The sequence below is a fragment of the Bacillus cereus group sp. TH152-1LC genome, from assembly GCF_027710505.1.
Lineage (GTDB): Bacteria > Bacillota > Bacilli > Bacillales > Bacillaceae_G > Bacillus_A > Bacillus_A mobilis.
The window spans coordinates 299,577-324,846 of the sequence record NZ_JAQFNK010000004.1 but is presented as its reverse complement, the minus strand read 5'-3'; the positions used below and the strand labels follow the sequence as shown (position 1 = coordinate 324,846).

The following is a 25,270-nucleotide window of genomic DNA, read 5'->3' as shown; positions in this document are numbered from 1 at the left end:
ATTAATAAAGCTCTGTTAATATAATACATGAAAACCCCTTCATCCAAGGAGTAATTTTGGACGAGAATAGTTATGCTGTTCTCGTCACTTCCCTTTTATGTTAATGAACGTTTGTATATATGATAGAAAATAGCCGTTATTTTTCTTCTCTCTATTAGTCATGTTAATATAGAGAGAGGAAAGGAACGGTTTTTTTCTGTGAAAAAAATCATTTCAAATTTGTATGGGGAGGTTTATGCTTTGGAAAAAAAGGTCGTATTAGTAGATGGTAATAATATCGCGTATCGTGCTTTCTTTGCACTACCGCTTTTAAATAACGACAAAGGTATACATACGAACGCAATTTACGGTTTTACAATGATGTTAATGAGAATATTAGAGGAAGAAAAACCGACGCATATGTTAGTAGCGTTTGATGCAGGTAAAACAACGTTCCGTCATAAAACGTATAGTGATTATAAAGGAGGACGTCAAAAGACTCCACCTGAATTGTCAGAGCAATTCCCGTTTATTCGTGAGATGCTTGATGCATTCAACGTACCGCGTTATGAATTAGAAAATTATGAAGCGGACGACATTATGGGAACGCTAGCGAAAGAAGCAAGTGAACAAGGAGCAAATGTAAAAGTTATTTCAGGAGATAAAGATTTACTTCAGCTTGTTTCTGATAACACGCTTGTATGCATTCCTCGAAAAGGGATTACGGAAGTAGATGAATATACGACAGAAGCTTTATTTGAGAAATACAGCTTATCACCAAAGCAAATTATCGATATGAAAGGTTTAATGGGAGACCAATCAGATAATATTCCAGGGGTACCAGGAGTTGGTGAAAAAACTGCGATTAAATTGTTAACACAGTTTGGAACGGTTGAAGAAGTGTATGAAAATATAGAGCAAGTAAGCGGGAAAAAATTAAAAGAAAAGCTAGAAGCAAATAAAGACCAAGCTCTTATGAGTAAAGATCTTGCAACTATTATTACAGATGCGCCGATTACAGTGCATGTGGATGATATGGAGTATAAAGGATATGAAGCAAGTGATGTCATTCCAATGTTCGAGAATTTAGGATTTACATCTCTTTTAAATAAATTAGGTGTTACGCCAGAAGAAACGGCTCCAGCTGAATTAGATGATATTACATTTGATATTGTGGAAGAAGTTACAGAAGAAATGCTTCAGCAAGATAGTGCGCTTATTGTTGAAGTACAAGAAGATAACTATCATAAAGCGGACATTCAAGGTTTTGGTATTCAAAATGAAAATGGTTGTTACTTTATTCAGACAGACATTGCTCTTAAGTCAGATGCTTTTAAAGAGTGGCTTGCAGATGGAGAAATGAGAAAGCATACATTTGATGCGAAGCGTGCGATCGTGGCACTTAAATGGAATGATATAGATATGCAAGGGATTGACTTTGATCTATTAATCGCTGCTTATTTACTTGACCCAGCTGATACGGATAAAGATTTCCGTACTGTAGCGAAAATGAAAGAAACGCATGCCGTGAAATCCGATGAAGAAGTTTACGGAAAAGGTACAAAGCGTGCTGTTCCAGAGCTAGAAGTAGTAGCGGAGCATGTAGCTCGTAAAGTGCACGTATTATATGATGTAAAGCAAACATTCGTAGAAGAGTTACAAAAGAATGAGCAATATGAACTGTTTACAGAGTTAGAATTACCACTTGCGCGTGTATTAGCTGATATGGAAGTAAAAGGTGTAAAAGTTGATACGGAGCGTCTTCGTAATATGGGAGAAGAACTTGCAGGTAGATTAAAGGAAATGGAACAGGAAATTTATAAGCTTGCGGGAACAGAATTTAATATTAATTCACCGAAGCAGCTTGGTGTTATTCTGTTTGAGAACTTAAACTTACCAGTTATTAAAAAGACGAAAACAGGTTATTCTACGTCAGCTGATGTACTAGAAAAGCTTATGGATCGCCATGAAATCATTCCAAACATTTTACATTATCGTCAATTAGGGAAACTAAATTCAACTTATATTGAAGGTTTATTAAAAGTTGTGCATGAAGATTCGTCTAAAATCCATACTCGTTTCAATCAAGTATTAACGCAAACAGGTCGATTGAGTTCAACGGATCCGAACTTGCAAAATATCCCGATTCGATTAGAAGAAGGAAGAAAGATTCGTCAGGCATTTGTTCCATCAGAAGAAGGATGGATTATGTACGCGGCAGATTATTCACAAATTGAACTTCGTGTATTAGCTCATATTGCAAATGATAAAGGGCTAGTTGACGCGTTCCAACATGACATGGATATTCATACGAAAACAGCTATGGATGTATTTGGCGTTGAAAAAGATGAAGTAACTTCAAATATGAGACGACAAGCGAAAGCTGTTAACTTCGGAATTGTGTATGGTATTAGTGATTATGGTCTTTCACAAAACTTAGGAATTACAAGAAAAGCAGCAGCGGAATTTATTGAAAAGTATTTAGAAAGCTTCCCTGGTGTACAAGAATACATGGACGACATCGTAAAAGATGCGAAACAAAAAGGATATGTGGCTACATTATTAAATCGCCGCCGTTATATTCCGGAAATTACGAGTCGTAATTTCAATTTACGTAGTTTTGCTGAGCGTACAGCTATGAATACACCAATTCAAGGTACTGCAGCAGATATTATTAAAAAAGCGATGATTATTATGGCAGATCGTTTAGAAGAAGAAGGATTACAAGCTCGTCTTCTTCTGCAAGTACACGATGAATTGATATTTGAAGCACCACAAGAAGAAATTGAAAAATTAGAGAAGCTTGTACCAGAAGTAATGGAGCATGCAATTGAACTTGTAGTTCCGCTGAAAGTTGATTCTTCTTACGGTCCAACTTGGTACGACGCAAAATAAGGAAGTGATGAAATGCCTGAATTACCAGAGGTTGAAAACGTCAGACGGACACTTGAAAATCTTGTAACAGGAAAAACGATTGAAGATGTCATTGTTACGTATCCGAAAATAGTAAAACGACCGGATGATGCAGAAATCTTTAAAGAAATGCTAAGAGGCGAGAAGATTGAAAGTATAAAGCGAAGAGGAAAGTTTTTGCTTTTATATGTAACGAATTATGTTATTGTTTCACACTTGCGTATGGAAGGTAAGTTTTTATTGCATCAAGAGGGTGAACCAATTGATAAGCATACGCACGTCCGTTTCTTATTTACAGATGGAACTGAATTACATTATAAAGATGTGAGAAAGTTTGGTACGATGCATCTCTTTAGGAAAGGTGAAGAGTTGAATCAAATGCCTCTTGCTGACCTAGGTCCGGAGCCGTTTGATGCTGAATTGACACCGCAGTATTTACAAGAAAAATTGCAAAAGACCAATCGTAAAATAAAAGTTGTATTATTAGACCAGCGTCTTTTAGTAGGGCTTGGAAATATATATGTAGATGAAGTTTTATTCCGCTCTCAAATTCATCCGGAACGAGAAGCGTCGTCTTTAACAGCAGAAGAAATTGAACGAATTTACGAGGCGACTGTCACAACGCTAGGCGAAGCAGTGAAGCGTGGCGGAAGTACAATTCGAACGTATATCAACTCGCAAGGGCAAATTGGTTCGTTCCAAGAACTTCTAAATGTATACGGAAAAAAGGGAGAACCGTGTGTAACTTGCGGTACGATATTAGAAAAAACAGTTGTTGGCGGAAGAGGGACGCATTACTGCCCAATTTGTCAACCAAGAATATAGAAAAGAGATAACATCGGATAGGCATTTGTCATATACATACAGCAGGGCTATGTATAAGGGAGGAGCTTACCGATGTACCTTTATTTATCTCTTATTTTATTAGCTTTTACATTAAGCTTAGATAGCTGTAGTGTAGGGCTAACATATGGTTTAAGAAGCGTAAGAATTCCACTAAGATCTATTATAATTATCGGAATGTGTTCAGCGGCTGTTATGCTTGTTTCAATGGGAATTGGACATATGATCGCGAAAGTATTTTCACCTGTTATCGCAACGCGTATCGGTGGGCTTGTTCTTATTGGAATAGGAATTTGGGTATTATACCAATTTTTTCGAAGTGAGAAGAAAGAAGAACCGAAGCAAGAGGAAAAGGTTTGGAAATTAGAAATTGCTTCGCTCGGGCTAGTGATTCAAATTTTACGGAAACCGACTGTTGCAGATTTTGATAAATCAGGCACCATTTCTGCAGGAGAAGCGTTACTTCTTGGTATCGCTCTTTCTATAGATTCGTTCGGTGCTGGAATTGGTGCATCTTTATTAGGGTATGCACCTGCTATGATGGCGATATTAGTTGCGGTTATGAGTTCTTTGTTTTTATTTATTGGAATGAAACTTGGAACGGTTTTATCAAATATGAAATGGTTACAAAAATTTACATTCCTGCCTGGGGTATTACTCATTATTATTGGAATTTGGAAAATGTAAGTATGGGCGTGGAACATTAGTTTCGCGCCTTTTATATTGTGAGGAGGATTATGATGACGGTAGTAATTGGATTAACGGGAGGCATTGCAAGCGGGAAAAGTACGGTATCAGAAATGTTTCGTGAACTGAGTATACCAGTTATTGATGCGGATATTATTGCGAGAGAAGTTGTAGAGCGAGGAAAACCAGCATATAACAAAATAGTAGAAGTGTTTGGAACGGAAGTATTACAAGAAGATGGAGAACTGGACCGGCCGAAATTAGGAAGTGTCGTTTTCTATAATGAAGAAAAACGATTGCAGTTAAATAAAATCGTTCATCCTGCAGTGCGTGAGGAAATGAATACGCAAAAGGAAATGTACATAAAGGAAGGTATACAAGCGGTTGTGTTAGATATTCCTCTTCTGTTTGAGGGGAAATTAACCAGTCTCGTTGATCGTGTTTTAGTTGTAGCAGTTAAGCCACATACGCAATTAGAACGTTTAATGAAACGAAATAATTTTTCAGAAGAAGAAGCAACGGCTCGTATTCAATCTCAAATGCCGTTAGAAGAAAAAGTGAAGAATGCAGATGAAGTGATAAATAATGATGGCACAATTATGGGAACGAAAACACAATTACAGGTGATTTTAAAGAATTGGAACATTATTGACTAAAAAATTGTGAAATTAATGAAAATGCTTAGTGACATATCCCCTTTTTGTGTTATACTATTATTGGGATTGGAGATAAATAGTATAACGCATTCAAGGGGGATAACATATTATGACTCGTGTGGCAATTAATGGATTTGGACGTATTGGGAGAATGGTATTTCGTCAGGCAATAAAAGAAAGCGCATTCGAAATTGTAGCAATCAATGCAAGCTATCCATCTGAAACGTTAGCACATTTAATTAAATATGATACAGTTCACGGCAAGTTTGACGGAACAGTAGAAGCATTTGAAGATCATTTATTAGTTGATGGGAAAATGATTCGCCTTTTAAACAACCGCGATCCAAAGGAATTGCCTTGGACAGATCTAGGTGTTGAAGTTGTAATTGAAGCAACTGGTAAATTTAATTCAAAAGAAAAAGCAATTCTTCATGTTGAAGCTGGAGCGAAAAAAGTTATTTTAACAGCGCCTGGTAAAAATGAAGATGTAACAATTGTAGTTGGTGTGAACGAAGACCAATTAGATATTACAAAACATACTGTTATTTCAAATGCATCTTGCACAACAAACTGTTTAGCGCCTGTTGTTAAGGTGTTAGATGAGCAGTTTGGAATTGAAAACGGTTTAATGACAACTGTTCACGCTTATACAAATGACCAAAAAAATATTGATAACCCACATAAAGATTTAAGAAGAGCGCGTGCTTGCGGACAATCAATCATTCCGACAACGACAGGCGCTGCGAAAGCGCTTGCAAAAGTTCTTCCGCACTTAAACGGAAAACTTCATGGTATGGCACTTCGTGTACCAACACCAAACGTGTCTCTTGTTGACTTAGTAGTAGATGTAAAACGTGATGTGACAGTTGAAGCTATTAATGAAGCATTCAAAACTGTTGCAAACGGTGCATTAAAAGGTATTGTAGAATTCAGCGAAGAGCCTTTAGTATCTATTGACTTCAATACAAATACACACTCAGCTATTATTGATGGTTTATCTACAATGGTAATGGGTGATCGTAAAGTCAAAGTACTTGCTTGGTATGATAACGAGTGGGGCTACTCTCGTCGTGTTGTGGATCTTGTAACGTTAGTTGTTGACGAATTAGCGAAACAAGAAAATGTGCAACATATTTAAGTGAATAAGGGAGAGGGCAAGTGAATATTTGCCCTCTTTTTTTTATTTTTTTCTGAAAAGGAAAAAAATTATATAAGTATATTTTTGAAAGTGGACATACCACGAAACGTTGTGATTACTGTATTTGTGAATCATTTATTTTTTTTAGGGAAAAGTAAAGAGGAAAATATGACAGAAAATCGAAAAAACTGTTGTTGCAAAATGAAAATAAACAAAGTATACTAACACTCGTAAACTTAAGAGCTGAGGTACGTAGTCACTACTTAAAGGGTTAGGACCTCTCTGGACTAACTTTCCCCCGTGGTAGTGGAGCAAGCCAAATTGCAAATTAGTTTTCAATTCGAACAGTTAGAATAAATTTACAAGGGGGAACTGTAGAATGGATACTATGGATACGATGGGTCGTCACGTGATTGCTGAACTTTGGGATTGCGATTTCGACAAGCTTAATGACATGCCGTATATTGAACAATTATTTGTGGATGCAGCACTGAGAGCTGGTGCTGAAGTGCGTGAGGTGGCTTTCCATAAATTTGCACCACAAGGTGTAAGTGGAGTAGTAATTATCTCGGAATCACATTTAACAATTCATAGCTTTCCGGAGCACGGTTACGCAAGTATCGATGTTTATACTTGTGGGGATCGTATTGATCCAAATGTTGCTGCAGAATATATTGCAGAAGGTTTAAACGCGAAAACGCGTGAGAGCATCGAGCTTCCTCGAGGCACTGGTAGCTTCGAAATTAAGCAGAGAGAAACAAAAGCTCTTTAAAAAAGAACATAATTGATTTAAAATGTAAAGAGGTGTATAATGCACCTCTTTTTTAGTTTATAAAAAAGGAAAAATATAACGTACTCGTTAGTTAGATAAATTGAGCTCTTATGAATAAGTTAACGCCCCGTCTCACATCTTATTTTTGAAAACGAGATGATAAAATAATGTGCGTAAACTTAAAGTGGTAAGAGAGTTAGAATGAGTTATATAATATTGTATATATATTGTCAGATGAAGTAAGTAGAGGGAAAATAAAGAGTATAGTGTAAAGGAGTGAATATATTGCGTTGTCCATCCTGTTCTCATAATGGTACAAGAGTGTTAGATTCGCGTCCGGTAGACGAGGGGCGCTCTATTCGAAGAAGGAGAGAGTGTGAAAGTTGTTTAAGTCGCTTTACGACATTTGAAAGAGTAGAAGAGTCACCTCTTATCGTTGTAAAAAAAGAAGGCACACGTGAAGAGTTTAATAAAGAAAAGATTTTGCGCGGCTTAATTAAAGCGTGCGAAAAAAGACCAGTATCTTTAAGACAATTAGAAGAAGTAACTCAAAGTGTGGAACGTGAACTTCGTAATTTAGGTATATCTGAAGTGAAAAGTGATATGATTGGTGAAATTGTTATGGAAGAACTGCGTGATATTGATGATGTTGCTTACGTGCGTTTTGCTTCTGTATATCGCCAATTTAAAGATTTAAATGTATTTATTGAAGAATTAAAAGATATACTGCAAAAAGAAAGAGAGTAGAAGTTGTATTTTATTCTCTTTACATACCGTAAGGAATGAGATAAGAGAGCTAGAAGCGAAAGCTAATAGCTCTTTTTCGCTAAGAAATTATATAATGAAGATAGAACGAATGAAGTAGAGGATAGATTAGATGAGAGAAAGGAAAAGCAAGAATGGAAAAACAGTCATGGATGGAGCTATTGCCAATTGATCGTTATAAAGTAAGTGCGAAAGGGTTACTGCATAATTACGACCGAAAAGTGTTAACGATGTTGTATCAGCCGTTAGTAGGTAGTAGAGCTTTTAGCTTGTACATGACGCTATGGGGAGAGTTAGAGCAAGATCGTGTGTTTGGAAAAGAGAATACACATCATTCCCTTATGGTGACCATGCAAATGCACCTTCCCGAAATATATGAGGAACGAGTAAAGTTAGAGGCAATTGGGCTTTTGAAGGTATATATTAAGAAAGAAAAAGATATTCGAATGTTTATATACGAATTGCAACCACCTCTATCTCCGAAACAATTTTTTGATGATATTGTGTTAAGCATCTTTTTATACAATCGATTGAGTCGGACAAAATATAATCAAGTAAAGCAATATTTCTTAGAAGAAGAATTTGATTTTGCTTCGTATGAAAATGTTACGCGTTCTTTCAATGATGTGTTTGGTTCGTTTAATCCAGGACAGCTTGAGCATGCGCAAGAAGATCTTCGTATTCCCAAAACGACAGCTATGCCAAGTAACGAGAAGGGAGACGCTCCAAAAGTTTGGAATGATTTCTTTGATTTCTCCTTATTTGTAGATGGCTTGTCCGCTCTTGTCCCTAAAAAGGCGATTACAGATCAAGTGCGAGAATGTGTCATTACACTTGCTTACGTGTACGATGTAGATGTGTTATCGATGCAAAATATCGTTCTTGGTACGGTGACAGAGATGCAGACAATTGATATCGAAAGGCTTAGAAAAGGAGCACGTGATTGGTATCAGTTCGAAAACGGTCAAGCGTTACCTGTATTAAGTGAAAGAGTACAACCTCACGCTGCACGTATGATGGAAGGGAAAGAGCCTTCTACGCAAGAAGAGATGTTAATAAAACAGTTAGAGGAAATCTCACCAAAACAACTATTGAAAGAAATCTCTGGTGGTGCAGAGGCGACAAAGGCTGACTTGCAGATCGTTGAAGATGTAATGATCAATCAAAAATTAACGCCAGGTGTTGTGAATGTACTTATTTATTACGTTATGCTACGCTCAGATATGAAACTTGCAAAAACGTATGTAGAGAAAATTGCTGGGCATTGGGCACGTAAAAAGGTCGGTACAGTAGCTGAAGCGATGGCGTTAGCGAAAGAAGAAAATCGTCAATATCAAGAATGGGCTGAGACAAAGAAAAAAGGCCGTACGTCGAAGAAAACGATAAGAAAAGAAATGGTACCAGATTGGCTGAAAGAAGAGCCGAAAGAACAAGAGAAAGAAACAGTGAAGAAAGATGTAAGTAAGAAAAAAGATGCAAGTACGTTAGATGATGAACGAAAACGACTAGAAGAAGTGTTAAAAAAATATAAGCGTGATTAATAGAAGAGAATGAACGCTCTTTGAGGTGAGAAAATGGAGCATATTCAAAATTCATTTGCAAAGTTAATGGAAAATAAAAATTTTAAAAATAGATATGAAGTATTAAAAGCGGAAGTAATGGCACATCCGCGTGTGAAAGAATTTATAGACGAACATCAAGGTGAAGTAACAACTTCTATGATTGAGCGCAGCCTTGTGAAGTTATACGAATATATTGGACAAAGTGTAGGTTGCGCAGATTGTCCGGATCTAGGTTCGTGTAAAAACATGCTGCAAGGATATGAGCCAAAGCTCGGTATCCAAGGGAAGATGATTGATATTCAATACGATCGTTGCGTGAGAAAAGTAGCATATGACGAGAGAAAGAAATATGAAAAACTCGTTCAAAGTGTATATATGCCAAATGACATTTTACAGGCAACGATGGAAAACTTAGATCCTTCAGATTTAGATGCGCGTATTGATGCAATTGGTGCAGCCAATGAATTTTTAAGTACATATGAACCTGGTAAAAAAGTACAAGGTTTATATTTGTACGGTAAATTTGGTGTAGGGAAAACGTATTTGTTAGGAGCAATGGCGAATGAGCTTGCTCAAAAGAAAATAAGTTCGATGCTCGTATACTTCCCTGAATTTCTACGTGAAATTAAAAGTTCGATTCAAGATAATTCGATTGGGGAAAAGATTGATGCGGTGAAACGCGTACAAGTTTTAATGCTAGATGATATCGGAGCAGAAGCGATGTCAAGCTTTGTACGTGACGATGTACTTGGTGCGATTTTGCAATTCCGTATGTTAGAAAACTTACCGACGTTCTTTACGTCTAACTTTGATTTCAAGGAATTGGAACATCATTTAACGTATACACAGCGTGGTGAAGCAGAACAAATGAAAGCAGCACGTATTATGGAACGAATTAAATATTTAGCGAAGCCAATTCCAATTGGCGGGAAAAACCGACGTCATAAGTAAAGAGTAAGCCGAAAAGCTTGCTCTTTTTTCGTTTTGAACACTTTTTAGACTAGGTGAATTGTAAAACGAAAAGTTCTTATGGAAAATTCATTGTAGCTTGTATCATTTTTTTCTCCCTCCCTTAATATATATAAAATTAGCAAGCCATATCGAGTGGATTCTCTAACGATAGGAAATGTAATTCTACTAAGAGTGAACTTCACGCGGAACGGACTCTTATAGGATTTGTAACGTATAGATACAATCCTTTAGAGCAGGGATAAAAGGGGGGACAAAAGTGATTGAAATTTGCTTCGAAGAAAAAAATGATGCTATGCATGTATATAGACAACTATTGAAAAGGGCTGAACTGTTATATAAGGAAACGAGTGTGTATTTACAGGAACAAAAAGTGGTGATTCACATACCAGTATGTGAATCGAATTATATTGAAAAGATTTTATTGCCAGTCATGGTATATTTCATTGTGAATGTAAAGCAAAATGAGTGGATTTATACGATCTTAAAAGAAAAGTTTTTTTATGAAGAAGAGGAAGAGTGTCATCAAATATTGCATATGGCACAAGAGATTTTAAAGGGAAGAAGAAAAGGGATTGCTCAAGAATTAACACGTCATACATTTGAATCATATATTAAATCTTCTTTAAATAACTGGCTTTGTGATCCGCTTTCGTTCTCGTTTTCATCATATGTTCGTTTTCGCCTTCGTACATATAGGGAAATGGTAGCTAAGCTTGCTGAAGTGTCGATTGATGAGTATAAGTTGGAACAAGAATATCAAATGTTTATTGAGACGCTAAGGCAACAAGTGCGTAGCCGAAAATCACGTTTGTCCTGTGTGCATCTTATTTTTGATGAAAGCTTTATTTTCTATGACGATAAAGGTAGACGTTTAAAACAGGAGAAATTGGTTCAATATATAGATGAGGAATTATTAAAGCAAAAGGATGTATATATTGATACGAAAGTAATTGCACCACTTCTTTCTATCTCGCCGAAAAAAATTTATTTATATACGAAAGAACAAGACCATAATATGATTATTACTTTGCGAAATGTATTTCAAGAACGGGTCCAATTACATGGATTACATGAGTTTGAGCGCAATGTGAAAAATTTAAAAAATAAAGGTAACGCCCTTGATTTTCTAAGTTTTTGAGCATATAATTACCTACATAAATGAAATATATTGAAATGTCATGATGAGGACATGAGTAGTTTTCTACGATTTTCAGAGAGGGAAGCCTTAGGGTGTGAGCTTCCTAGTACGGGATTATTACTTACCACCTCTAAACTTTAGCAGTGAACGGTTTTTCTAGTAATTGCTAACGGACAACACCGTTATGTTGAACTTGAGCAATTAACGATAAGGTTAATTGGAACAAGGGTGGAACCACGAATTCAACACTCGTCCCTTTTTACGGGATGAGTGTTTTTTATTTTGAAAAAAAGAGGAGTGACCAGTGATGGCAGATGTAGTTAAAATTACTTTCCCTGATGGAGCTGTGAAGGAGTTTCCAAAAGGCGTAACAACTGAAGAAATCGCAGCTTCTATTAGCCCAGGCTTAAAGAAAAAAGCTGTGGCTGGAAAATTAAACGATGAGATGATCGATCTTGTTACACCAATCGAAGAAGATGGTGCAGTTTCTATTATTACATTAGATTCTGAAGATGGCTTATACATTTTACGCCATTCAACAGCCCACCTTTTAGCACAAGCGTTAAAACGTTTATATAAAGATGCTAAGCTTGAGCTTGGTATTGGTCCAGTAATCGAAAATGGCTTCTACTACGATATTGATATGGAAGAAGCAATTACAGTTGAAGACTTCAAGAAAATCGAAAAAGAAATGCAAAAAATTGTGAACGAGAACTTAGAAATCGTTCGTCATGAAGTACCACGTGCAGAAGCACTTCGTCGCTTTGAAGAAATCGGCGATGAGTTAAAATTAGATTTAATTAACGATCTTCCAGAAGATGCGGTTATTTCAATCTATGAGCAAGGCGAATTCTTCGACCTTTGTCGTGGTGTTCACCTTCCATCTACAGGGAAAATTAAAGTATTTAAATTATTAAGCGTTGCAGGTGCTTACTGGCGCGGCGATAGCAATAATAAAATGTTACAACGTATTTACGGTACTGCATTCGTTAAGAAAGCAGAATTAGATGAGCACTTACGTATGCTTGAAGAAGCGAAAGAGCGCGATCACCGTAAATTAGGTAAAGAATTAAAATTATTTACTAATAGCCAAAAAGTAGGACAAGGTTTACCACTTTGGTTACCAAAAGGTGCAACTATTCGCCGTATTATCGAGCGTTACATCGTTGATAAAGAAGCAAGTTTAGGCTATGATCACGTATACACTCCAGTACTAGGAAGCAGAGAGCTTTATGAAACTTCTGGTCACTGGAATCACTACCGTGATGGTATGTTCCCATCAATGGAAATGGATAATGAAGAGTTAGTTCTTCGTCCAATGAACTGCCCTCACCACATGATGGTTTATAAAAATGACATTCACAGCTACCGTGAATTACCAATCCGTATTGCGGAACTTGGAACGATGCACCGCTATGAAATGTCAGGTGCGTTATCTGGATTACAACGTGTACGCGGAATGACTTTAAACGATGCGCACATTTTCGTTCGCCCAGATCAAATTAAAGAAGAGTTAAAACGTGTTGTAAACTTAACTCTAGAAGTGTACAAAGATTTCGGTTTAGAGAACTATTCATTCCGCCTATCTTACCGTGACCCAGCTGATACTAAAAAGTACTATGCTGATGACGAGATGTGGGAAAAAGCACAAGGTATGTTAAAAGAAGCTATGGATGAAATGGGTCTTGATTACTATGAAGCTGAAGGTGAAGCGGCATTCTACGGTCCAAAACTTGACGTTCAAGTTCGTACTGCTCTTGGAAAAGACGAAACACTTTCAACTGTACAATTAGACTTCTTACTTCCAGAACGCTTTGAATTAGCTTACGTTGGTGAAGACGGTAAACAACATCGTCCAGTTGTAATTCACCGTGGTGTTGTATCAACTATGGAACGTTTCGTAGCCTTCTTAATTGAAGAATACAAAGGTGCATTCCCAACTTGGTTAGCTCCAGTTCAAGCGCAAGTAATTCCAGTTTCTCCGCAAGTACATTTAGACTATGCGAAGAAAGTGCAAGATGAACTACGCCGTGCTGGTATCCGTGTTGAATTAGATACTCGTGAAGAGAAAATTGGTTACAAAATCCGTGAAGCACAAATGCAAAAAATTCCGTACATGCTTGTAGTAGGTGACAATGAAGTAACTGAAAACGGCGTAAACGTACGTAAATACGGTGAACAAAAATCAGAAACAATCGCATTAGATGCTTTTGTTGATATGATTAAAGTAGAAGGAAAACGATAAGGCAGAGCCGCGGTATACCGCGGCTTTCTTATGTATTATAAAAGAGAAAAACTAGAAAAAATAACCAAACAATACTTATCATAAAAAAGTATTGCAAGTATGTTAGTTGTTTGTTACAATATTTCTTGTTGTTAGTAAAACACATCGCGTCTTCTTGACAGACGTCATGTCCTATGATAAACTCATCAAGGATAATAGAATATTGTTTTGTGGAACAAGTAGAAGCACCCGCTTCTCACCTGATGGACGCATTCGCAGTTTACAGGTAAATGTATTTCTTACTTAAGAATTTACAAGTGTGGGTGTCGTATGCCCGCACTTTTTTTGTCGGGTTCTATGACTACAAAATATGTTCTGAGAAAACCTTGGAGGTGGCTTACTATTAGCAAGGATATGATGATTAACGAGCAAATTCGTGCACGTGAAGTACGTTTAGTTGGTGCCAATGGCGATCAACTTGGAATCAAGTCTCGTAATGACGCTTTAGACTTAGCTGCAAATCTTAATCTTGATTTAGTATTAGTTGCTCCAAATGCGAAACCGCCAGTATGCCGCATTATGGACTACGGTAAATTCCGCTTTGAGCAACAGAAGAAAGAAAAAGAACAGCGCAAAAATCAAAAAGTAATTAGCATGAAAGAAGTTCGTTTAAGTCCAACAATTGATGAACACGACTTTAACACAAAACTTCGTAATGCTATCAAGTTTTTAGAGAAAGGCGACAAGGTTAAAGCGTCAATTCGCTTTAAAGGACGTGCCATTACTCATAAAGAAATCGGTCAACGTGTTTTAGATCGCTTCTCAGAAGCTTGTGCTGAAGTTAGTACAATTGAATCTAAGCCTAAAATGGAAGGACGTAGTATGTTCTTAGTTTTAGCACCGAAAAACGATAAGTAATAGATAGAGGAGGAAATACCTATGCCTAAACAAAAAACTCATCGCGGCTCTGCAAAGCGTTTCAAAAAGACTGGATCAGGTAAACTGAAACGTTCTCACGCTTACACAAGCCATTTATTCGCTAACAAATCTACAAAAGCTAAACGTAAACTACGTAAAGCTGGTGTAGTAAGCGCTGGTGACTTCAAACGCATTCGTCAAATGCTTGACAACTTAAAATAAGTTCGGCTGATATATAGAACAATTAGGAGGTAATATTATGCCAAGAGTAAAAGGTGGTACAGTTACTCGTCAACGTCGTAAAAAAGTTATAAAATTAGCAAAAGGTTACTACGGTTCTAAGAGTACATTATTCAAGGTTGCTAACCAACAGGTTATGAAATCTCTAATGTATGCATTCCGTGACCGTCGTCAAAAGAAACGTGACTTCCGTAAATTATGGATTACACGTATCAACGCAGCAGCTCGTATGAATGGTCTTTCTTACAGCCGCTTAATGCACGGTCTTAAAAATGCTGGCATCGAAGTTAACCGCAAGATGCTTGCTGACTTAGCTGTTCATGACGAAAAAGCTTTCGCTGAATTAGCAACAGTTGCAAAAAACAACATTAACTAATTAATTAGTTGAAACCTTAGAAGATTTTTCTTCTAAGGTTTTTTTATTTGTATGCAAAGAGAAGTATGTCGTTATCGATATGACAAAATCAATATAAAAGTTATAGCGATATAGAAGAATATACATATGAAGCCAGGAGGATTCTCCTGGCTTTTTTCAATTATCTCCCTTTGGAAAGAAGAGTATCTTTCCTACCTGAAACGACACTGCTATAATGGAAAGATGATATGGAACTTTCATCAGATAAAATAATTTTTTTTATCAGTGGATAATCCCCGGATAATGACTAACTATCACCAATCGGAGTGAACAATCTAATCGTGATGATTGAAACGTATTTGTAAATTAAGGACAAGCTATTTTGTAAAGAGATAAATGGCTGACTTATTAATAAGAAATGAAAAATAATAATGAACTTTGAGATGAAACAACATTGTTGCGTAAAATGCGATGTTGGAGGAGGACAATAGAATGGACTTACTACAACTATTTAAATTACAAAAAGAATTAGATGACCGTATTGTGAAAGAGCATGACTTACAACCGAAAAAGTTGTTAAAAGAAAAAATGTTAGCTCTTCTTGTAGAAATTGGAGAACTTGCAAATGAAACACGTTGTTTTAAATATTGGAGCAACAAACCAGCATCAGAACGTGAAGTAATATTAGAAGAATACGTAGATGGCTTGCATTTTATTTTATCAATCGGAATTGATTTAGGTATTGATAAAAACTTCCTATTCTATAAATGTGCACAAACGAATAAAACACAAGTAGAAATTTTCTTAGACACATATGCGAAGGTGATTCGTTTTACAGATCAACCATCTATTACGAACTATATTGAATTATTTACAAGCTATCTTCGACTTGGACAAGCGCTAGAGTTTGAGCAAGAAGAGATTGAAAAGGCATATTTAGATAAAAACGAAGTAAATCATCAGCGCCAAACACAAGGATACTGATTTAATTTTTGAATATTTCAATTTCCTTTTGTATAATGAAGTGACTGAAGAAAAAGGAGGGTGTTGGCAATGACAAAATTAGACGCGACATTGACAATGCTAAAAGAATTAACAGATGCACGTGGTATTGCGGGTAACGAGCGTGAACCACGTGAAGTAATGAAGAAATATATTGAGCCGTTTGCGGACGAACTTTCTACTGATAATTTAGGAAGTTTAGTTGCGAAAAAAGTAGGGGAAGAAAACGGCCCGAAAATTATGGTTGCAGGTCATTTAGATGAAGTTGGCTTTATGATTACGCAAATTGATGACAAAGGTTTCCTTCGTTTCCAAACAGTTGGTGGCTGGTGGTCACAAGTTATGCTTGCACAGCGCGTGACAATTGTAACGCGTAAAGGAGATGTAACAGGTGTAATTGGTTCAAAACCACCGCACATCTTACCTCCAGAAGCGCGTAAAAAGCCAGTAGATATTAAAGGCATGTTCATCGATATTGGTGCTTCTAGCCAAGAGGAGGCAATGGAGTGGGGCGTACGACCAGGAGATCAAGTTGTACCTTACTTTGAATTCCAAGTGATGAAGAATGAAAAAATGTTACTGGCAAAAGCATGGGATAACCGAATTGGTTGTGCAATTGCAATTGATGTATTAAAACAATTAAAAGATGAAAAGCATCCAAACGTTGTATATGGCGTAGGGACTGTACAAGAAGAAGTCGGTCTTCGTGGTGCGAAAACATCTGCAAATTATATTAAACCAGATATCGCGTTCGCAGTAGATGTTGGTATCGCTGGTGACACGCCTGGTGTAACGGCAAAAGAAGCGCAAAGTAAAATGGGTGATGGGCCACAGATTATATTATATGATGCGTCTGTTATTGGTCATACTGGTTTACGTGACTTTGTAGTAGATGTTGCTGACGAATTAGAAATTCCATATCAATATGATTCAGTAGCGGGCGGTGGAACGGATGCAGGTGCAATTCACATTGCTGTAAATGGTATTCCGTCTATGGCAATTACGATTGCGACGCGCTACATTCATTCTCATGCGGCAATGTTACACCGTGATGACTATGAAAACGCAGTGAAGTTAATTGTAGAAGTTATTAAACGTCTTGATAAAGAGGCTGTACATAACATTACATTTAATTAATAGAAAAAGCGAAGGAGTCTCTCCTTCGCTTTTTTATGTTTTAAAAAGGTCTCTCTAATCCAGCGGCAGTATGAGCTCCTAAAATAATTAAACGAGTTAATTGCATGGCCATAAAATGCGGAGTATATATCATCCCTCTTTTTAACCATGACATAATCATCCCGATATGAGCCCCTGTCACATAGCTAATCAAAATATCACGAGGAACCATAAGATCTTTATCATCTGGTTGTGAAATAGATAAGCTTAACGTTAAATGAGTTTGTATTGTTTTCATCATTTTATAAGAGTAGTTTCCGGCAGCTTTATCGCCAAGCATAACGTTATAGAAGTTCACATTTTCTGCAATATGTTCGAATAAAGCTAAAAAGGTTGGATGTGGTGAATCAAATGTAAGTTGAAACTCTTCTTTATTTCTATTTTTTGGTTTAATAACTTCTGTTAATTTTTCTAACATTTCTTCAATGCTTTTGTCTAATAAGTCATATTTATCGTGGTAATGGCTATAAAATGTAGCACGATTTACAGGAGCGCGTTCTGCGATATGTTGAACAGTTACATCGTCAAATCCTTTTTCGCCTACTAAAGCGACAAAAGCATCCTGTATGAGTTGTCTCGTCCGCTTTACACGTGGATCATTTGTATTTTTAATAGACATTTTTGCTTCTCCTCGTTTAATTTTTCATACTTAAACAACACGATGGTATTATATTGTTGTTTAAGCGACATTTCATACGTAAATTGTCGGTTGTAGATTCGAAATAATTATTTATAATTATAAACGATAGTCCTTCAGAAATCAGCACCGCTCGCAGGTAGATAAATTTCGATTTACACCGCAGATGGTGTGATTTTTTTGTTTAAAAGTTAATATAATTAACAATTAAACAGTCTAAACAATAAGGACGTAAATAGTTTAGAAAAAAATTATATGCGATATAAGGAGAGGAATGCAATGAATCAGTTTCGAAGAATGGTAATTATCAACATTATCACATTAATTGTACTAGTTGGCGGCGGTATTGGCGGTTACTACTATTACAACCAAACGGAAAATTACTTAAAAACAGACAATGCAAAAATTGATGGAAAGGTAATTCCGGTTGCTTCACCAGTAGCAGGTAAATTAACTGACTGGAAAGCTGAAGTAGGTAAGAACTACAATGAAAACGATAAATTAGGTGCGGTTACTGTAGCGGCAGCAAATGGAGAACAAACAGTAGACGTAACAATTCCGCAAAATGCAACAGTTGTACAATCAAACGCAACGACAAATGCTTTCGTTGGAGCAGGTAGCCCAATTGCTTATGCATTTGATATGAACAATTTATGGGTAACAGCAAACATTGAAGAAACAGTGATTGACGATGTTCAAAAAGGTCAAACAGTAGATGTATATGTAGATGCATACCCAGATACAACGTTAACAGGGAAAGTAGAACAAGTTGGATTAACAACAGCAAATACATTCTCAATGTTACCATCAAGTAACGCAACAGCGAACTATACGAAAGTAAAGCAAGTTGTACCAGTTAAAATTTCTTTAGATCATAGTAAATCAGTAAATATTGTTCCTGGAATGAATGTGTCAGTTCGTATTCATAAGTAAGGGGGAGATGAGATGTCCTCAATTGCAATTGTAGGATATGCACTATTTTGTATAATCGTCTTCTTCCTTGTAAATCGTCTTTTACGAAAGAAAAAAACGAACGTGGGAGAAGAACAAGTCCCAGCCGTAAGTAAAATAGAAGTAAGTAAAGTAGAAACAGAAGAGAAAGAAATAGAACAAAAGCAAGAAGTAGAAATTTCTAATGTAGTTGAATTAGAAACAAGCAAGCAAGAAGAAGTAAAACAAGAAAAAGAAGTACCGAAAAAACAAACGTCTATGCCTATAGAGAATGTAAATGTAAAAGCAGTTGTAACAGTATTAATTCTTGGTATGTTCGTTTCTATTTTAAACCAAACAATCATTAACGTTGCGTTGCCACCGCTAATGAATGAATTTAATGTGTCAACATCAACAGCCCAATGGTTAATTACAGGATTCATGCTTGTAAATGGTATTTTAGTACCGATTAGTGCCTTTTTAGTTTCACGATTTACGTACCGTAAATTATTTGTAGCAGCCATGTTATTCTTCACGGTAGGATCTATCATTTGTGCTATATCAGGAAACTTCACAATGATGATGACAGGTCGTATTATTCAAGCGGTCGGTGCAGGTATTTTAATGCCGGTTGGTATGAATATCTTTATGACATTATTCCCGCCTAATAAGCGCGGAGCGGCGATGGGATTACTAGGCGTTGCAATGATTTTAGCACCAGCTATCGGGCCAACTGTAACGGGCTGGGTTATTGAAAACTACAGCTGGAACTTAATGTTCTACGGAATGTTTGTAATTGGTTTAATTATTACGTTCCTATCTTTAAAATTCTTTACACTAGCTCAGCCAGTGTCTAATACGAAATTAGATGTATTTGGTGTAATTAGTTCAAGTATTGGACTAGGTAGCTTACTGTATGGATTTAGTGAAGCTGGAAATAATAGTTGGACTAGTGCCGAAGTTGTTATTTCACTTGTTATCGGTGTAATTGGTTTAGCGTTATTTATTTGGAGAGAGTTAACAACAGACAATAAAATGCTTGATTTACAAGTATTTAAATATCCGGTATTTACTTTTACTTTAGTAATTAACGCGATCGTTACGATGGCATTATTCGGAGGTATGTTATTACTTCCAGTATATCTGCAAAACATTCGCGGCTTTACGCCGATTGAATCAGGTTTATTATTACTACCAGGATCATTAATTATGGGTATCATGGGACCTATTGCAGGTAAACTATTTGATAAATATGGTATTCGTCCGTTAGCGATTGTTGGATTAGCCATTACAACGTTTGCGACATATAAATTCACAACGTTATCGATGGATACACCATATAGCGTTATTATGACGGATTATATTATACGTTCAATTGGTATGTCATTCATTATGATGCCAATTATGACAGCTGGTATGAATGCATTGCCGATGAAATTAATTTCTCACGGTACAGCAACGCAAAATACGTCAAGACAAGTAGCTGGTTCAATTGGAACAGCGATATTAATTACACTTATGACGCAACAAACGACTGCTCACGTAGCAGATTACGGCAACATGTTAACAACGTCAAATCCAATTTTAGTTGATAAAGTACACGGTATGGGGCAAAGTTTAGCAGCCTTAGCTGGATCGGCTCAAGCAGGAGATGTGATGAGCACGCAGCTATTATTTGGACAAATTTCGAAGTTATCTGCAATTAACGGTATTAACGATGCCTTCTTAATTGCAACGATACTCGCAGGGATTGCTTGGGTATTATCGTTCTTCTTACCATCAGGCAATAAACCAAATAGAAAAGCAGGGAATTAATTTCCCTGCTTTTTTGTCTTTTTAAAGAGTGAGATATAAAAAATGATAACCAGTTACAGAGCACAGCCCTGTTATAAACAAAATTGTCCCCATAGAACGAATACTTGATATTTGCCTTCCGGTTATAATAGCTAATAGTCCAGCTAAAGAGAAGAAACTCCAATATAAAGTTCCTGAAATTGGAACGATCTCCTCTAAATCTATTCCAGAACCTATACAAATGATAGGAACAACGATAAGAGATATGCTAATTAAACCAGCTATAATAGTAAGTGACTTACGATATTTAATACCAGCAATAATTAAAAAAATGCCAATGATAAATGCGCATAGCATCAAAGTAAGAGCTAAAATCATCCAAGTTAATATTCCAAACACTTCTGTATTACCTCCGATTTATGGGTTTCTAAAAAAATATTATATATAGTATGAATCACCTACAGTCATGAGTAACCAGAAGATAACCCCTAATATTCCAGCGATAAAAATAATGAATCCCATATTACGTATACTTTTAATTTTTGCTTGTAATCCACTTAATCCTGCCAATAATCCAGTTAAAGAAAACAGAATCCAATATAAAGTAGTTGAAATAGGGAGGATTGTATTACTCTCCACTCCCATGCCCCAAAAAACAAAAGGTAGTGTGACAAAGGAGAAGCTAAGTAACCCCATTAAACCGACAAATAATTTACGATGTTTCATGCTAGTAATCATTAAGAAAATACCACCTAAAAATCCACATAACACAAGGAGTGGCATATAAACAACCCAAAGTAAGCTCAACATATATAATCTCCTTCTATGTAATCAGTTATATTTTACTACATGAGGTTTATTTTGGATATTATTAATAAATATGTATAAATTGATAGAAATGAGAAGTGATGATACGAATTAATAGATATAGAGAACGTTAGAGAGGAGGGTGTATATGAAAATTACAGAAGAGAACGTTGCAATGCAGCTAAGGAAAAGGAATGAAAAAGCATTATACTTTATTATCGACCAGTACGGTGGACTTATAAAAAGTATTATTCAGAAGCATTTAGCTTCGTTTCAAGATGTACAAGAGGAATGTATGGATGATGTGTTATTAGCGATTTGGAATCATATTGAAAAGTATGATGAAGAGAAAAATACTTTAAAAAATTGGATCGCGGCTATTACAAAATACAAATCTATCGATTATGCGAGGAAATATGCGAAAACAGTAAATGAAAAAGGGTTAGATCAAATAGGTGAAATCGCGATGCATACCGATACGATTAAAAATGAAATTAGTAATGATATGGAACATATATTAGATCATTTAAAGAAGAATGATAAAGAAATCTTTATGAAGCATTACGTGGAAGAAGATAGTGTAGAAAATATTGCAGAGAAAATGGGAGTGAAAACTTCTTTTATATACAATCGTCTATCGAGAGGACGGAAGAAGTTAAGGTCATTATTTTTACATAATCGGATGAAATAAATAAGAAAAGAGGTGAAGAAAATGAAAGATCCATATGAAATGTTAAATGATATAAAAATGGATGAGAATGAATATGAAGAGGTTAACTTAACTCACATAGAGAAACAGAAAATAAAAAAGCGAGTTCATAAAAAAATAAACAAGAACAAAGTTCATACGAAACGGAATGTAGCGATTGTAACATCGGCTGCGGCATTATTTATTATGATGATGACTGTAGATATGAGAAGGATGATTGCGGATATACCGTTAATCGGAAGTAAAATGGAAGACTACGTAAACAGTAGAGGAGAACCTTTAAAAGAATATAAAACGACAATAGGGCAAACAGTTTATGATAACGGTGTAGAAGTGCGGTTAGATGAAGTGATGATAGATGAAGGGCAGATTATTGTTAATAGTACGTTTAAGTCTAGTCGAATCAATTTAGAGGGTTCTTATCCTAGTCCTGATATTTATATAAATGGAAAACAGTTAAATGGCAGTGGTAGTGGTGGAGACAAGAAAATAAATGAGTACACGTATACATTTTTCTCAAATATAGATTTAAAAGATGATGAAATGAATCCTCTAGAAATTCGTGGAGAATGTGATGTACAAGTTGTATATAGGGATATTTCTTTAAAAGAGGGCAATTCAACATGGAAAGGAGAATGGGGCTTTTCCTTCAAAGCGTCTGGAGACAAAATAAAAGCTGAAACGAAAACAATCCCAATCCATAAGCATTTTAAATTAGAAAATGGTCAAAAAATAGAAGTGGAAGATTTAAAAGTTTCTCCTATATCTGCGAAGTTGGACTATAAAATGTTGAATGGAACGAAATTAGAGGTGAAATTTATCGCGAAAGATCAAGATGGAAAAGAGTTAATACCACATTCAGGTCTTACATTATCGGAAAATAGTTATTGGCGATTTGAAAAACTAGAGGATAGTGTAACGAAAATTGTGCTGACACCTGTTGTTACTTCTGGTGAAGAGGGAGAAAGGAAAACGGATTATCGAAAAGTATTAACGGAAGAAGAGTTTGAAGTTGTGATAAAAGAGTAGAAAGAGGTATCGCAATGATACCTCTTTCTAACTCAAGAAAGCTAACATATTATTCATAATATGAAATAGCATAGCTGGAATAATGGATTTTGTTTTTTTGCATAAAATAGCCATTAATAATCCCATGAAGAAAGTAATTACCATGACTCCAAGTGAGTATGTATGAGCGATACCGAAGAAGAAAATTGTTATGATGGCTGCAATCCAAAATGGAAAGCGCTCTGAGAAGAAGTGAAGTATAAAGCCACGGAAAATAAGCTCTTCAAAAATTGGTGTAAGTATTGCGAAACCGAGAAGTAATAATATTTGATACTGCTTAAAAACATCTAAGTTTAATGCGGAAGATTGCTGCTTTGTTGCGTCTTGGAACACATAATTTAACAAGATGTAATTGAGTATAATGTTTATAGCGAAGAAAAGAAGTAAGTATACGTATGTACGCCATTCTTTAAGTGCTTTAAAGTTAAATGATTGTAGTAGTAATTTTTTTGCGGGTTCGAATTTAAAAATGAAGAATAACAACACGGCTAGTTGTAATACGATGCTTGCAGTGTTTACGATCGATTCATACAGAGCAATTTGTTTTTTATCTGTAAGACCGGCTGTATAAATTGTTAAGGGCATTGCGAGGAACACAGTAATAAGTCCGGTTCCGAAAAAAGCGAATAAAACGGAGCTAATAAATTGTCCCCATGACATAGAGTATTTTTGTTCATTAGAAAGTTGTGTAGCGGGTTGCATTTATAAAATCACCTCTTTATATTTGTATATTTAATTATAAAGTATTTTGTTTTTATATGTAATATTTAAATATTTAAATATAAAGGTGTATTTTCCATAAAATAATAAAAGAGGTATCACCCTATAGTGATTCCTCTTTCTCATTGATAACTATGTTCTGCCGTGTTATTCGATTTCGATTGCTCTATTTGCAATTCACGTTCTACCAATCGGTCTAACTGTTGAATAGCTTTTAATGCTTTTTCATAAGAAATCGTTCTATAATGGTGCGCTCCGCCCGGTTCTTCATCTGCTTCGTCTGCCCATTTAATAATGTTTTGAAGAGATGTTCTTTCAATTTCTTGCTGTACTAAGAAAGAATCTGTATGAAGAAGAATCGCGATAGAAATTTCTTTTGCTAGTTTCGGATGTTCTCCTAATCTAATAAGCAATTTATGAGCTCTTTCTGCTCCTTTAATCGCATGGATATCATTCTTTTTATACAAGTCATAGTCCCATTCTCCCTCACTGTACCATGTGTGATGTCCGATATCATGAAGGAAACCAGCTTTTGTTGCAGCATCGACTGAGGCATGATGCTTTTTCGCTAAGTGAAACGCATGGTAAGCGACAGCAATCGCGTGGACCATTCCAGAACGGTTCACATATTTTTGGGTAATGTGGTGTTTAAAAACTTGTTCAAGCGTAATACGTTGCATAAAACATTCACTCCTTTTTATCCCGCTTTAACGGGCAGTAAGATTCCTACTTCAAAATTCGGCGAATACGAGGAAGTTAGGTGGGGAATCAACTGCCCGTAAAAGCCCGATTGGTTCAACTAATAATTAGTGGGGATGAATACCCTTTCCCACTAATTAAAGTTTCACTTTATCTAATGGTGTCTATAAGAAAATCGATCGGTTTAAATGTATTTTGAACATTGTACTCCATTGGGGTAGCGTTAGTAAAGTAGAAATGTTTAGGAGAAGAAAAAATCACCTTAGCTTATGCGAAGGTGATTTTTAAATTGCTTATTTTTTTAGTCCCTGCTCTAATGTTTCTAACATTTCGTGCTTTTCATTTTCATCAGCGTTTTTCCAAATGACTTCGAATAAAACACCAAGACCTGGAAGCATTTTTTCTTCACCGCTTTGAATTGCATCGACAATTGTTTCTTGCAATTGGTCTTGTGAATTTCCAGATACATTTGCTAATACAGCACCACGTAAATTAAAACTCATTGCTTTCACCTCTTCTTCAGAATTGAAACTGACGTTAGTTTTTGTTCTTTTTTATGTAAATAT

General features: G+C 36.0%; 26 protein-coding genes and 2 other annotated features. Of the genes, 20 read left to right on the top strand and 6 right to left on the bottom strand.

Translation table 11 applies throughout. The features are described from left to right. Window positions 1-240: 240 nt before the first annotated feature. The 16 genes from polA (at window position 241) to PDL00_RS13680 (ending at window position 17,301) form a co-directional block, all read left to right on the top strand. On the top strand, window positions 241-2,874 hold the full coding sequence (gene polA, locus PDL00_RS13755) for a DNA polymerase I (protein WP_270729572.1): 2,634 nt from the start codon (window positions 241-243) through the stop codon (window positions 2,872-2,874). Window positions 2,875-2,886: 12 nt separating this feature from the next. Beyond that, the gene (gene mutM, locus PDL00_RS13750) at window positions 2,887-3,717 is read left to right on the top strand and encodes a DNA-formamidopyrimidine glycosylase (RefSeq protein WP_242250865.1); all 831 of its coding nucleotides are present in this window, start codon (window positions 2,887-2,889) and stop codon (window positions 3,715-3,717) included. 72 nt (window positions 3,718-3,789) lie between these two features. After that, window positions 3,790-4,422, top strand: coding sequence for a sporulation membrane protein YtaF (ytaF, locus tag PDL00_RS13745; protein ID WP_000281742.1), 633 nt, complete (start codon window positions 3,790-3,792; stop codon window positions 4,420-4,422). Between the two features lie 53 nt (window positions 4,423-4,475). Further along, window positions 4,476-5,078 carry a dephospho-CoA kinase gene (gene coaE / locus PDL00_RS13740; protein WP_270729570.1) on the top strand — a complete coding sequence of 201 codons (603 nt, stop codon included), beginning with the start codon at window positions 4,476-4,478 and terminating at the stop codon, window positions 5,076-5,078. A 109-nt stretch (window positions 5,079-5,187) separates the two neighbouring features. Continuing rightward, window positions 5,188-6,216 carry a glyceraldehyde-3-phosphate dehydrogenase gene (locus PDL00_RS13735; protein ID WP_061677050.1) on the top strand — a complete coding sequence of 343 codons (1,029 nt, stop codon included), beginning with the start codon at window positions 5,188-5,190 and terminating at the stop codon, window positions 6,214-6,216. A gap of 388 nt (window positions 6,217-6,604) precedes the next feature. Further along, complete coding sequence (speD, locus tag PDL00_RS13730) at window positions 6,605-6,988, top strand: adenosylmethionine decarboxylase (RefSeq protein ID WP_002003660.1); 384 nt, start codon at window positions 6,605-6,607, stop codon at window positions 6,986-6,988. Window positions 6,989-7,273: 285 nt separating this feature from the next. Next, window positions 7,274-7,735 carry a transcriptional regulator NrdR gene (gene nrdR, locus PDL00_RS13725; protein ID WP_001203687.1) on the top strand — a complete coding sequence of 154 codons (462 nt, stop codon included), beginning with the start codon at window positions 7,274-7,276 and terminating at the stop codon, window positions 7,733-7,735. Window positions 7,736-7,887: 152 nt separating this feature from the next. After that, on the top strand, window positions 7,888-9,294 hold the full coding sequence (locus PDL00_RS13720) for a replication initiation and membrane attachment family protein (protein ID WP_270729567.1): 1,407 nt from the start codon (window positions 7,888-7,890) through the stop codon (window positions 9,292-9,294). Between the two features lie 33 nt (window positions 9,295-9,327). Next, a complete protein-coding gene (gene dnaI / locus PDL00_RS13715) occupies window positions 9,328-10,266 on the top strand; it encodes a primosomal protein DnaI (protein WP_270729565.1) in 939 nt (312 codons plus the stop codon). 277 nt (window positions 10,267-10,543) lie between these two features. Continuing rightward, window positions 10,544-11,425 (top strand): putative sporulation protein YtxC, encoded by an 882-nt coding sequence (gene ytxC, locus PDL00_RS13710; protein ID WP_242250861.1) that lies wholly within the window; start codon window positions 10,544-10,546, stop codon window positions 11,423-11,425. Window positions 11,426-11,456: 31 nt separating this feature from the next. Beyond that, window positions 11,457-11,685 (top strand) — a binding site (T-box leader). A 47-nt stretch (window positions 11,686-11,732) separates the two neighbouring features. Further along, entirely contained in the window at window positions 11,733-13,670 is a 1,938-nt protein-coding gene (gene thrS / locus PDL00_RS13705; protein ID WP_000786073.1) for a threonine--tRNA ligase, read from the top strand. A 210-nt stretch (window positions 13,671-13,880) separates the two neighbouring features. Continuing rightward, window positions 13,881-14,001, top strand: a sequence feature (ribosomal protein L20 leader region). 62 nt (window positions 14,002-14,063) lie between these two features. Beyond that, window positions 14,064-14,567, top strand: a complete 504-nt coding sequence (gene infC / locus PDL00_RS13700) for a translation initiation factor IF-3 (RefSeq protein ID WP_000973214.1) — start codon at window positions 14,064-14,066, stop codon at window positions 14,565-14,567. Window positions 14,568-14,588: 21 nt separating this feature from the next. After that, window positions 14,589-14,789: a 50S ribosomal protein L35 gene (gene rpmI / locus PDL00_RS13695; RefSeq protein ID WP_001125946.1), complete on the top strand. Its 201-nt coding sequence runs from the start codon at window positions 14,589-14,591 to the stop codon at window positions 14,787-14,789. Window positions 14,790-14,826: 37 nt separating this feature from the next. Next, the gene (gene rplT / locus PDL00_RS13690; RefSeq protein ID WP_001138364.1) at window positions 14,827-15,183 is read left to right on the top strand and encodes a 50S ribosomal protein L20; all 357 of its coding nucleotides are present in this window, start codon (window positions 14,827-14,829) and stop codon (window positions 15,181-15,183) included. 471 nt (window positions 15,184-15,654) lie between these two features. Then, complete coding sequence (locus PDL00_RS13685; protein ID WP_000365057.1) at window positions 15,655-16,146, top strand: dUTP diphosphatase; 492 nt, start codon at window positions 15,655-15,657, stop codon at window positions 16,144-16,146. A 69-nt stretch (window positions 16,147-16,215) separates the two neighbouring features. Continuing rightward, window positions 16,216-17,301 carry a M42 family metallopeptidase gene (locus tag PDL00_RS13680; RefSeq protein ID WP_270729561.1) on the top strand — a complete coding sequence of 362 codons (1,086 nt, stop codon included), beginning with the start codon at window positions 16,216-16,218 and terminating at the stop codon, window positions 17,299-17,301. Window positions 17,302-17,341: 40 nt separating this feature from the next. On the opposite strand, the gene PDL00_RS13675 is transcribed toward PDL00_RS13680, so the two are convergent. Further along, a complete protein-coding gene (locus PDL00_RS13675) occupies window positions 17,342-17,959 on the bottom strand; it encodes a TetR/AcrR family transcriptional regulator (RefSeq protein ID WP_000023655.1) in 618 nt (205 codons plus the stop codon). A 297-nt stretch (window positions 17,960-18,256) separates the two neighbouring features. Between PDL00_RS13675 and PDL00_RS13670 the strand changes: the two genes are divergently transcribed. Next, window positions 18,257-18,910, top strand: a complete 654-nt coding sequence (locus tag PDL00_RS13670) for an HlyD family secretion protein (RefSeq protein WP_016080108.1) — start codon at window positions 18,257-18,259, stop codon at window positions 18,908-18,910. 12 nt (window positions 18,911-18,922) lie between these two features. Then, window positions 18,923-20,722, top strand: coding sequence for a DHA2 family efflux MFS transporter permease subunit (locus PDL00_RS13665; RefSeq protein ID WP_270729559.1), 1,800 nt, complete (start codon window positions 18,923-18,925; stop codon window positions 20,720-20,722). A 21-nt stretch (window positions 20,723-20,743) separates the two neighbouring features. Here PDL00_RS13665 and PDL00_RS13660 read toward each other — a convergent pair whose 3' ends face one another. Both PDL00_RS13660 and PDL00_RS13655 read right to left on the bottom strand, forming a co-directional pair. After that, window positions 20,744-21,100, bottom strand: coding sequence for an ammonia permease (locus PDL00_RS13660; protein WP_242250859.1), 357 nt, complete (start codon window positions 21,098-21,100; stop codon window positions 20,744-20,746). Between the two features lie 39 nt (window positions 21,101-21,139). Continuing rightward, on the bottom strand, window positions 21,140-21,511 hold the full coding sequence (locus PDL00_RS13655) for a DNA-binding protein (RefSeq protein ID WP_242250858.1): 372 nt from the start codon (window positions 21,509-21,511) through the stop codon (window positions 21,140-21,142). Between the two features lie 145 nt (window positions 21,512-21,656). Here PDL00_RS13655 and PDL00_RS13650 point away from each other — a divergent pair, with 145 nt between their 5' ends. Further along, the gene (locus PDL00_RS13650) at window positions 21,657-22,199 is read left to right on the top strand and encodes a sigma-70 family RNA polymerase sigma factor (protein WP_088028340.1); all 543 of its coding nucleotides are present in this window, start codon (window positions 21,657-21,659) and stop codon (window positions 22,197-22,199) included. A 21-nt stretch (window positions 22,200-22,220) separates the two neighbouring features. Continuing rightward, window positions 22,221-23,246 carry a DUF4179 domain-containing protein gene (locus tag PDL00_RS13645; protein WP_242250856.1) on the top strand — a complete coding sequence of 342 codons (1,026 nt, stop codon included), beginning with the start codon at window positions 22,221-22,223 and terminating at the stop codon, window positions 23,244-23,246. 27 nt (window positions 23,247-23,273) lie between these two features. Here the strand turns inward: PDL00_RS13645 and PDL00_RS13640 are convergent, their stop codons facing one another. The 3 genes from PDL00_RS13640 to sspI form a co-directional block, all read right to left on the bottom strand. After that, window positions 23,274-23,987, bottom strand: coding sequence for a CPBP family intramembrane glutamic endopeptidase (locus tag PDL00_RS13640; protein WP_270729556.1), 714 nt, complete (start codon window positions 23,985-23,987; stop codon window positions 23,274-23,276). Between the two features lie 140 nt (window positions 23,988-24,127). Next, complete coding sequence (locus PDL00_RS13635) at window positions 24,128-24,685, bottom strand: HD domain-containing protein (RefSeq protein ID WP_226604793.1); 558 nt, start codon at window positions 24,683-24,685, stop codon at window positions 24,128-24,130. A 312-nt stretch (window positions 24,686-24,997) separates the two neighbouring features. After that, entirely contained in the window at window positions 24,998-25,207 is a 210-nt protein-coding gene (gene sspI / locus PDL00_RS13630) for a small acid-soluble spore protein SspI (protein WP_000009509.1), read from the bottom strand. Between the last annotated feature and the right edge of the window lie 63 nt (window positions 25,208-25,270).

Coding starts and splice junctions, on each gene's coding strand:
- dnaI (WP_270729565.1), top strand. CDS start 9,328: ATGGAGCATATTCAAAATTCATTTGCAAAGTTAATGGAAAATAAAAAT.
- ytaF (WP_000281742.1), top strand. CDS start 3,790: ATGTACCTTTATTTATCTCTTATTTTATTAGCTTTTACATTAAGCTTA.
- PDL00_RS13720 (WP_270729567.1), top strand. CDS start 7,888: ATGGAAAAACAGTCATGGATGGAGCTATTGCCAATTGATCGTTATAAA.
- PDL00_RS13735 (WP_061677050.1), top strand. CDS start 5,188: ATGACTCGTGTGGCAATTAATGGATTTGGACGTATTGGGAGAATGGTA.
- rplT (WP_001138364.1), top strand. CDS start 14,827: ATGCCAAGAGTAAAAGGTGGTACAGTTACTCGTCAACGTCGTAAAAAA.
- mutM (WP_242250865.1), top strand. CDS start 2,887: ATGCCTGAATTACCAGAGGTTGAAAACGTCAGACGGACACTTGAAAAT.
- PDL00_RS13680 (WP_270729561.1), top strand. CDS start 16,216: ATGACAAAATTAGACGCGACATTGACAATGCTAAAAGAATTAACAGAT.
- PDL00_RS13675 (WP_000023655.1), bottom strand. CDS start 17,959: ATGTCTATTAAAAATACAAATGATCCACGTGTAAAGCGGACGAGACAA.
- coaE (WP_270729570.1), top strand. CDS start 4,476: ATGACGGTAGTAATTGGATTAACGGGAGGCATTGCAAGCGGGAAAAGT.
- sspI (WP_000009509.1), bottom strand. CDS start 25,207: ATGAGTTTTAATTTACGTGGTGCTGTATTAGCAAATGTATCTGGAAAT.
- PDL00_RS13685 (WP_000365057.1), top strand. CDS start 15,655: ATGGACTTACTACAACTATTTAAATTACAAAAAGAATTAGATGACCGT.
- rpmI (WP_001125946.1), top strand. CDS start 14,589: ATGCCTAAACAAAAAACTCATCGCGGCTCTGCAAAGCGTTTCAAAAAG.
- PDL00_RS13640 (WP_270729556.1), bottom strand. CDS start 23,987: ATGCAACCCGCTACACAACTTTCTAATGAACAAAAATACTCTATGTCA.
- PDL00_RS13665 (WP_270729559.1), top strand. CDS start 18,923: ATGTCCTCAATTGCAATTGTAGGATATGCACTATTTTGTATAATCGTC.
- infC (WP_000973214.1), top strand. CDS start 14,064: ATGATGATTAACGAGCAAATTCGTGCACGTGAAGTACGTTTAGTTGGT.
- thrS (WP_000786073.1), top strand. CDS start 11,733: ATGGCAGATGTAGTTAAAATTACTTTCCCTGATGGAGCTGTGAAGGAG.
- PDL00_RS13670 (WP_016080108.1), top strand. CDS start 18,257: ATGAATCAGTTTCGAAGAATGGTAATTATCAACATTATCACATTAATT.
- speD (WP_002003660.1), top strand. CDS start 6,605: ATGGATACGATGGGTCGTCACGTGATTGCTGAACTTTGGGATTGCGAT.
- PDL00_RS13655 (WP_242250858.1), bottom strand. CDS start 21,511: ATGTTGAGCTTACTTTGGGTTGTTTATATGCCACTCCTTGTGTTATGT.
- PDL00_RS13650 (WP_088028340.1), top strand. CDS start 21,657: ATGAAAATTACAGAAGAGAACGTTGCAATGCAGCTAAGGAAAAGGAAT.
- PDL00_RS13645 (WP_242250856.1), top strand. CDS start 22,221: ATGAAAGATCCATATGAAATGTTAAATGATATAAAAATGGATGAGAAT.
- PDL00_RS13635 (WP_226604793.1), bottom strand. CDS start 24,685: ATGCAACGTATTACGCTTGAACAAGTTTTTAAACACCACATTACCCAA.